Source organism: Kocuria sp. CNJ-770, assembly GCF_001942375.1.
Lineage (GTDB): Bacteria > Actinomycetota > Actinomycetes > Actinomycetales > Micrococcaceae > Kocuria > Kocuria oceani.
Map to the genome: position 1 here is coordinate 1 of NZ_MKJW01000163.1, position 8,914 is coordinate 8,914.

The following is an 8,914-nucleotide window of genomic DNA, read 5'->3' on the forward strand; positions in this document are numbered from 1 at the left end:
ACGGCCCTGCGGGAGCGCTTCGACCTGCCCGTGCACCTGCACACCCACGACACCGCCGGCGGCCAGCTCGCCACGCTGATGGCCGCGATCGACGCGGGCGTGGACGCGGTGGACGTGGCCGAGGCCTCGATGGCCGGCACGACCTCCCAGGTGCCCGCCTCGGCGCTGATCGCCGCCCTGGCCCACACCGACCGGGACACCGGCATCCCCCTGGAGGCCGCGACCGCCCTCGAGCCCTACTGGGAGGTCATCCGCCGGATGTACGGCCCGTTCGAGTCCGGGCTCACCGCCCCGACCGGGCGCGTGTACCGGCACGAGATCCCGGGCGGGCAGCTGTCGAACCTGCGCCAGCAGGCCATCGCGCTGGGGCTGGGGGAGCGGTTCGAGGCGATCGAGGACATGTACACCGCCGCCAACGCCATGCTCGGCAGGCTGGTCAAGGTCACCCCCTCGTCGAAGGTCGTGGGCGACCTCGCCCTGCAGCTGGTGGGCATGGGCGTGGACCCGGCCGAGTTCGAGGCCAACCCCCAGAAGTTCGACATCCCGGACTCGGTGATCAGCTTCCTCGCCGGGGAGCTCGGCACTCCCCCCGGCGGGTGGCCCGAACCGTTCCGCTCCAAGGCCCTGGAGGGCCGCACCGTGCGTGTCGGGGTCACCGAGCTCAGCGAGGAGGACTCGACCGCGTTGGCCGCCGACTCCGCGACCCGGCGGGCCACGCTGAACCGGCTGCTGTTCGCCGGCCCGACCCGGGACTACGAGGCGGTCCGGGCCAGGTACGGCGACGTCACCGTGCTGCACACCCGGGACTTCCTCTACGGGCTGACCTCCGACCGGGAGCACGTGATCTCCCTCGGCAAAGGGGTGCGGCTGCTGGTGACCCTGCAGGCCATCTCGGAGCCCGACGACAAGGGCATGCGCACCGTGATGGTCACCCTCAACGGCCAGCCCCGGATGATCGAGGTCCGCGACACCTCGATCACCTCCTCGGTGCCCGAGACCGAGAAGGCCGACCCCGCCGACCCCGGCCACGTGGCCGCCCCCTTCGCCGGGGCCGTGACCGTCACGGTCGCCGAAGGTGACCTCATCGAGGCCGGCGGGCAGGTCGCCACCATCGAGGCCATGAAGATGGAGGCCTCCATCACCGCCCCCACCGGCGGCACCGTCGTCCGGGTCGCACTGACCGGGGTCACCCAGGTCACCGGTGGAGACCTGCTGCTGGTACTGCGCCCCACCAACTGAACCTTTCACCGCCCCCGAACCACCCCGTCCCCTGCCCTGGGCCCCTGCCCCGGCAGGAGCCGGTCGGTCCCGACCGCTGATGTTCCTGCGGCCGGGCCGGCGGGCAGAACCGATCCCCGATCCACTGGCACCCCGCCCGGGCGGCGCCCACCGAAGGAGTCCTTCATGACCTCTGTCCTTCCTTTCACTGACATCGACCTCTCCGACCTCGAGGAGGTCGGCGGCAAGAACGCCTCTTTGGGCGAGTTGATCCGCAACCTCAGCAACGCCGGGGTGCAGGTGCCCGGCGGTTTCGCCACCACCGCCACCGCGTTCCGCCAGTTCCTGGCTGCCGACGGCCTGGACACGCGGATCGCCCAGACCCTGGAGGGCCTGGACACCGCCGACGTGACCGCCCTGGCCGCCGCCGGTGCGCACATCCGGTCCCTGATCCGCAACGCACCGCTGCCGGACGGACTCGAGACCGGGGTCCGGGATGCCTACGAGAAAGTGGCCGGGACCCACCCGGCAGGGGTGTCCTGGGCGGTGCGCTCCAGTGCGACCGCCGAAGACCTGCCCGACGCCTCCTTCGCCGGGCAGCAGGAGACGTACCTCAACATCCGCGGGGTGGAGAACGTACTGGCGGCGGTCAAGGACGTCTTCGCCTCCCTCTACAACGACCGGGCCATCGCCTACCGGGTCCACCACGGCTTCGCCCACGCCGAGGTCGCGCTCTCGGCCGGGGTGCAGCGGATGGTGCGCTCCGACGTCGGGGCCTCGGGGGTGATGTTCACCATGGACACCGAGTCCGGGTTCACCGACGCGGTGTTCATCACCTCCTCCTACGGGCTCGGGGAGGCCGTGGTGCAGGGGGCGGTGAACCCGGACGAGTTCTACGTCTACAAACCGGCCCTGGCCGCCGGGCGCCCGGCGGTGCTCAAGCGCGGGCTCGGGGACAAGGCCCTGCAGATGACCTACACCGACTCCGCCGAGCTCGGGGAGACCGTGGGTTTCGTGCCCGTGCCGCAGGCGCAGCGGGGGAGGTTCAGCCTCACCGATGCGCAGGTGGAGCAGCTGGCCCGCTACGCGGTGGCGATCGAGGACCACTACGGCCGCCCGATGGACATCGAGTGGGGCCTGGACGGCATCGACGGGCACCTCTACATCCTCCAGGCCCGTCCCGAGACCGTGGTATCCCGCCGTGGGGCCGGGGCCGTGGCCCGCTACCGGCTCCACGAGACCGGCACGGTGGTGGCCCAGGGGCGGGCCATCGGCCAACGGATCGGGGCCGGGCGGGTGCGGGTGCTGTCCTCGGTCGAGCAGATGGCCTCCTTCCAGGCCGGCGACGTGCTCGTGGCGTCGATGACCGACCCGGACTGGGAGCCGATCATGAAGAAGGCCGCCGCGATCGTCACCGACCGCGGCGGGCGCACCTGCCACGCGGCGATCATCGCCCGGGAGCTGGGCATCCCCGCCGTCGTCGGCGCCGGGGACGCCAGCGAGGTGCTGGCCGAGGGGGACCCGGTGACGGTCTCCTGCGCGGAAGGCGAGGAGGGCCTGGTCTACGCGGGTCTGCTGGACTACACCGTGGAGAAGACCACCCTGGGCGCGATGCCCGAAGCACCGCTGAAAGTGATGATGAACGTCGGCACCCCCGAGCAGGCGTTCTCCTTCGCCCAGCTGCCCCACCATGGGGTGGGCCTGGCCCGGTTGGAGTTCATCATCAACCGCCAGATCGGCATCCACCCCCTGGCCCTGCTCGCCCTGCAGAACGGGTCCCCCGAGCTGGACCCCGGGGTGGCCGCCCAGATCCGGGAACGGATCGCCGCCTACCCCGGACCGCGCGAGTACTACGTCCAGCGCCTGGCCGAAGGCATCGCCACGATCGCCGCGGCCTTCGCCCCTGAGCCGGTGATCATCCGGCTCTCGGACTTCAAGTCCAACGAGTACGCCAACCTGCTCGGCGGGCCCGAGTTCGAACCGGCCGAGGAGAACCCGATGCTCGGGTTCCGGGGCGCCTCCCGCTACCTGTCCCCGGCCTTCCGGGCGGCCTTCGAGCTCGAGTGCGAGGCGATCCGATACGTCCGCTCGACCATGGGACTGAGAAACATCAAGCTCATGGTCCCCTTCGTGCGCACCCTCGACGAAGCCCAGGGTGTGATCGAGCTGCTGGCCGCCAACGGACTGCGGCGCGGGGAGGAGGGCCTGGAGATCGTGATGATGTGCGAGCTGCCGGCCAACGCCCTGCTGGCCGGGCAGTTCCTGGAGCACTTCGACGGGTTCTCCATCGGCTCCAACGACCTCACCCAGCTCACCCTGGGCCTGGACCGCGACTCCGCCCTGGTCGCGGGCTCCTTCGACGAACGCGACCCGGCGGTGAAGAAGCTGCTGGAAATGGCCATCACCGCCTGCAAGGACCGCGGCAAGTACGTCGGGATCTGCGGCCAAGGCCCCAGCGACCACCCCGAGCTGGCCGCCTGGCTGCTGAGCCAGGGCATCGACTCCGTGTCCCTGAACCCCGACGCCGTCGTGGACACCTGGCTGGCCCTGGCCGCCACCACAGCACAGCCGGCCGTGTGAGCACCCTGGTCCTGGTGCCGCCGGCGCCAGGACCAGGCACCACCCCACCCCCCCACCCGGACCACCGGACATCCCGACGAGAAGACAGCGGAGGCACCCGTGACCGACTCCTGCCCGGTGGCGTTCTTCGTCTCCGACAGCACCGGCATCACCGCCGAGACCCTCGGCAACACCCTCATCACCCAGTTCCCGGCCCAGCGCTTCGAACGCCACACCGTGCCCTTCCTCACCACCGCCGACCACGCCCACCAGGTCGCGGCCCGGATCACCACCGCTGCGGAAACCGGGCGCACCACCGTGGTGTTCTCCACCGTCGTGGACCCGCACCTGCGCGGCATCCTCGAGGCTGGCGCCGGGTACTTCGTGGACCTCTTCGGCTCCCACATCCACCAGCTCGAAGCCGCCCTGCACACCACCGCGAACCCTCAACCCGGCAGGGCCCACGGGCTCGGCGACGCCATCCGCTACCAGTCGCGGATGACAGCCGTCGAGTACGCCATGGAACACGACGACGGGCAATCCATCCGCGCCCTGGAACGGGCCGATCTGATCCTCATCGCCCCCTCACGCTGCGGCAAGACCCCCACCAGCATGTACCTGGCCCTGCAGCACGGCATCCGCACCGCGAACTTCCCCCTAGTCGACGAAGACTTCGCCCACCGGTCCCTGCCGGCACCCATCGCCGCCTACGCGACCAAGTGCTTCGGACTCACCTCCCAACCCCTGCGACTGAGCCAGGTCCGCCAGGAAAGACGCCCGGGCACCATCTACGCCTCCCTGCCCCAATGCACCTGGGAACTGCGCAACGCCCAGCAGATGTACGCCCTCAACGACATCCCCCACCTCAACTCAGCCTTCATGTCCGTGGAAGAAATTTCCGCCACGATCCTCCAGAGAATGGATCTCCAAGAAACCGGCACGGTCAAGCCCCCTGGAGTGGTGTAGCGATCCTTCGTAGGGGTCAGGCTGTGAGGGCAGTCAGGGGGTCGGGCCTGACCTCGCTTCCGGTGTCGGCGACGACGGTGAGCCGGCAGCGGGCGAGGACCTCGAGCCCCAGATAGCGGCGGCCTTCGGCCCACTCGTCGGTCTGCTCGGCCAGCACGGCCCCGACGAGACGGACGATGGCTCCTCGGTTGGGGAAGATCCCCACTGCGTCGGTTCGGCGCCGGATCTCCTTGTTCAGCCGCTCGGCGGGGTTGTTGGACCAGATCTGCATCCACACGTCCTTCGGAAAGCCGGTGAAGGCCAGCAGATCCTCCCGGGCGTCCGCGAGGTGCTCGGCGACCGCGGGCAGCTTCTCGGCGACGTAGTCAATCAAGCGATCGAACTGGGCGTCGACCGCGGCGGCGTCGGGCTGGTCGTACACCGAGTGCAGCATCGCTTTCACAGCCGGCCACATCGACTTTGGTGTCACGGCCATCAAGTTCGCGGCGTAGTGGGTGCGGCACCGCTGCCATCCCGCTCCGGGTAGGTTCGCCGCGATCGCCTCGCGCAGGCCTCGGTGCGCGTCCGAGGTCACCAGCCGCACTCCGGCCAGCCCGCGGGCCACCAGATCGGCGAAGAACTCGTTCCAAGCCGCCCCGGTCTCGGCCGTGGCCACCCGCATCCCGAGGACCTCGCGGTGGCCGTCACTGTTGACCCCGGTGGCCAGCAGCACGACGGCGTTGACCACTCGCCCGCCCTCCCTGACTTTCATGCTCAGCGCGTCGGCGGCCACGAACGTGAAAGGACCGGCCTCGCCCAGGGGCCGGTGGCGGAAGGACTCGACGTGCTCGTCGAGGTCGGTGGCCATCCGGGAGACCTGGGACTTCGACAGGGAGTTGATGCCGAGGGTCTTCACCAGCTTGTCCATCCGGCGGGTCGAGACCCCGGCGAGGTAGCAGTCGGCGACCACAGTGATCAGGGCGGACTCGGCCCGCTTGCGGCGCTCGAGCAGCCAGTCGGGGAAGTAGGTGCCGGCCCGCAGCTTGGGCACGGCGACGTCGATGGTGCCGATCCGGGTGTCGAGGTCGCGGTGGCGGTAGCCGTTGCGCTGGGTCACCCGCTCGGGAGCGGGTTTGCCCCATTCGGCGCCGACCACCGCGTCCGCGTCGGCGGAGAGCAGTGCGTTGATCACCGTCTGCAACAAGCTGCGCATCAGGTCCGGGGAGGCTTCGGACAGGGCTTCGCCGAGCAGGCCGGCAGGGATGCTCCTATAGAAGTCAAGCAGCTGCGGGTGGTGCGGTCACCGTGCGTACCAGCGGGACTGTTGGCCTGGTGAGCAGACGGTAAACCTCTCGGGCGATCGCGCGTTTGAGACAGCGGATGATGTCCTTCTTCGAGAGCCTTCGGCGGTGCGTCGCTCAACGTAGGCCCGGGTTGGCTCGTGGTAGCGCATCCGGACCAGCGCAACGGTGTAGAGCGCGTTGTTCGCGGAGCGGTCCCCGCCGCGGTTGAGCCGATGGCGGTGCTGTCGCTTCCCGGAGGATGCGGGAACGGGGGCAACTCCGGCCAGATGGGCGAAGGACGCCTCGGAGCCCAACCGGTCGGGGTTATCGCCAGCGGTGATCAACAACTGAGCCGTGACCTGAACGCCGATGCCCGGACGTTCGAGCAACTGCGGGGCCACCTGCCGGGTGAGGTCGCAAAGCCCACGGTGCAGCTGTTTGATCTCCTCATCCAGGCTGGCGTAGCGGCGCGCTAAGGACCGCAACGCCAGCTTGCAGGCCACGTGAGGGTCGGTCAGATCGGTGGTGGGTCGCAGACGGGTCAAGGACTTGATCAGCTTCGCCGTGGGCAACTGCGCGAGGTGCTCACGAAGATCGGCGGGCCCGTTGACCAACAGCGCGCGGATTTGGTTGATGCACTGGGTCCGCGCCTTGATCGCCGAGCGTTGCGCCAAGCGCAGACACCGGATCGACTCCACGATGCCATCGCGCGACTTCGGAGTTCCCGTGGCGCGTCCAGACGCCGCTGCCCGGGCCGCCGCATAGGCATCCAGCGGATCAGACTTGCCCAGCGAGCGGCGCGCCGTGCGGTCAGGACGGTCGACCTCGACCACGACGATCCCGGCGCCGGTCAGTACCCGCATCAATCCCGCACCGTAGGAACCGGTCCCTTCAACGCCAACTCTCACGAGCTGGCCAAAACCGACCAGCCATGCCTGCAACGCCTCGTAACCGGCCGGCGTCGCGGGAAACTCCCGGTCGCCGAGTTCACGGCCAAGCGTGTCCACCACCGCGGCGTGGTGGGTGAGCGAGTGGGTGTCGACTCCGCCGAAGACCTCCAGGACCGAAGAGCTCTCAGTCATCATGATTCCGTGCCGCCTTTCAAGTCCGACTACAGGGGACGGCACACGACCGGCACCCCAGGTGGACATGACAGTGATGGGGCTGCTGCACAAGCTCCTATGAGGTCACACCGCTCGTCCGGTCACGTGCGCGGCACCCCGGGCAACGAGGTCGACAAATCCCATGCAAAGGCAGTCAATGACGCCCGTCGACAATCGAGTCAGACCCCCGCCCGGGGTACCGGACTCCATCTTCACTGTCGACAATATGAGGAGCGGTCATCGTGATGATGTCCTTTCGAGGGTGCTGTGAGAGGTGAACTCGAAAGATCTCACGGTGGCCGCGCCCTCGTCCGGAACGACGAGCAGGGCCACCGCGCTACACAGAGATGATGGACGCAGGTTCCGGCGGTGGTGTGGCTTGCCCTTACACCGACGCCCGCAGGGGTTGGGACTGCCCCGGGTTTCCTTGACTCCTTGACCTGCCCTATGGCCTGCTTACCCCTGTGAGTGTGAAGATCGGCGCATCTCATCGAGAGGCCCCGACCATGCCACGACCGTTTCCAGCCGAGTTCCGCCTGCGCGCTGTTGCCCTCGTGCGGGCCGGCAAGACCATCACCGCCACCGCCGCCGAGCTGGGCATCAGCACCGGCGCCCTGCACAACTGGGTCCGCCAGGACCAGATCGACCGCGGCGAACGACCCGGGCTCACCACCCATGAATCGCTGGAGCTGGCCAAGGCGAAGAAACGCATCCGTCAGCTCGAGGCCGAGGTCGAGATCCTCAAGCGGGCCGCGAAACTGCTCGGGGAGGACCGCCCCGACCCAAAAGGGCTCATCCGGTGATCGACCAACTCGTCGACGCCGGCCACCCGGTCAAGGTCTGCTGCCGATTGCTGGGCGTGAGTAGTCCCGGCTACTACCAGTACAAGAACCGCCCGCTGTCGCCCACGGCGATGCGCCGGCAGTGGCTCACGGGGCTGATCCGGGAAGTGCACACCGCATCCCGCGGCACCTACGGCTCCCGTAGGGTCCACGCCGAACTCACTCTGGGCATGAACATCGTCGTCAGTGAGAACCTGGTAGCCGTGCTGATGAACCTTGCCGGGATCGCCGGGCTGCCGGGCCCGGCCAAGGTGAAGAAGCTCAAGGGCGTGGCTACTGCCGACGACCTGGTGCACCGCAAGTTCCACCGGATTGCTCCCAACGAGCTGTGGGTCACCGACATCACCGAGCACCCCACCAGGGAAGGAAAAATCTACTGCTGCGCGGTGCTCGACGCCTTCTCCCGCCGGATCGTGGGCTGGTCGATCGACAACTGTCAGGACTCCTCCTTGGTGGTCAACGCCCTCGACATCGCGATCAAGAACCGTCGACCCGCCCCGGGTGGGATCGTGCACGCCGACCACGGCGTGCAGTTCACCTCCTGGGCGTTCACGCGCCGGATCCGTGCCGCCGGCCTCATGCCGTCGTTCGGAACCATCGGCGATGGCTACGACAACGCGATGATGGAATCGTTCTGGTCATCCATGCAGATCGAGCTGCTGAACCGCAAGAGATGGCGCACCCGGATCGATCTGGCCAACGCGATCTTCGAGTACATCGAGATCTTCTACAACCGTCAGAGGCGTCACTCCCAGCTGAACTACGAATCCCCGGTCACCCACGAACTACGCTACGAACCACCATCCATCCCCGCCTGATCTTCAGACCCTGCGGGGTAAGCGAACCGTGGGGCAGGTCAGAGAGTCAACGGAAGTCGGGGCAGTCCCCGTCGTCTTCGACAAGCTGGTGCAGGTCCTGGTGCTCGGGGCGGCCTACGAGAAGATCGCCGACACCACCTGTTCGG

Annotated in this window: 4 protein-coding genes and 3 pseudogenes; 5 read left to right on the forward strand and 2 right to left on the reverse strand. The window is 68.5% G+C overall.

From position 1 onward, the window contains the following. From BJF77_RS18740 to BJF77_RS18750, 3 genes are all read left to right on the forward strand, one after another. On the forward strand, positions 1-1,239 hold a 1,239-nt coding region (locus BJF77_RS18740; protein WP_304441001.1), incomplete at its 5' end, for a biotin/lipoyl-containing protein. 165 nt (positions 1,240-1,404) lie between these two features. Next, a complete protein-coding gene (ppsA, locus tag BJF77_RS18745; RefSeq protein ID WP_075873113.1) occupies positions 1,405-3,798 on the forward strand; it encodes a phosphoenolpyruvate synthase in 2,394 nt (797 codons plus the stop codon). Between the two features lie 99 nt (positions 3,799-3,897). Continuing rightward, positions 3,898-4,743, forward strand: coding sequence for a pyruvate, water dikinase regulatory protein (locus BJF77_RS18750; protein ID WP_062735550.1), 846 nt, complete (start codon positions 3,898-3,900; stop codon positions 4,741-4,743). Positions 4,744-4,759: 16 nt separating this feature from the next. Here BJF77_RS18750 and BJF77_RS18755 read toward each other — a convergent pair whose 3' ends face one another. After that, the gene (locus BJF77_RS18755; RefSeq protein WP_075873114.1) at positions 4,760-6,007 is read right to left on the reverse strand and encodes an IS256 family transposase; all 1,248 of its coding nucleotides are present in this window, start codon (positions 6,005-6,007) and stop codon (positions 4,760-4,762) included. After that, positions 6,000-7,090, reverse strand: a pseudogene (locus tag BJF77_RS18760) (IS110 family transposase). The gene BJF77_RS18755 and the pseudogene BJF77_RS18760 overlap by 8 nt, the downstream one beginning before the upstream one ends. Before the next feature lie 524 nt (positions 7,091-7,614). Between BJF77_RS18760 and BJF77_RS18770 the strand changes: the two are divergent. Next, positions 7,615-8,768 (forward strand): annotated as a pseudogene (locus BJF77_RS18770) (IS3 family transposase). A gap of 70 nt (positions 8,769-8,838) precedes the next feature. Next, positions 8,839-8,914, forward strand: a pseudogene (locus BJF77_RS20340) (IS5/IS1182 family transposase); the annotation flags it as partial.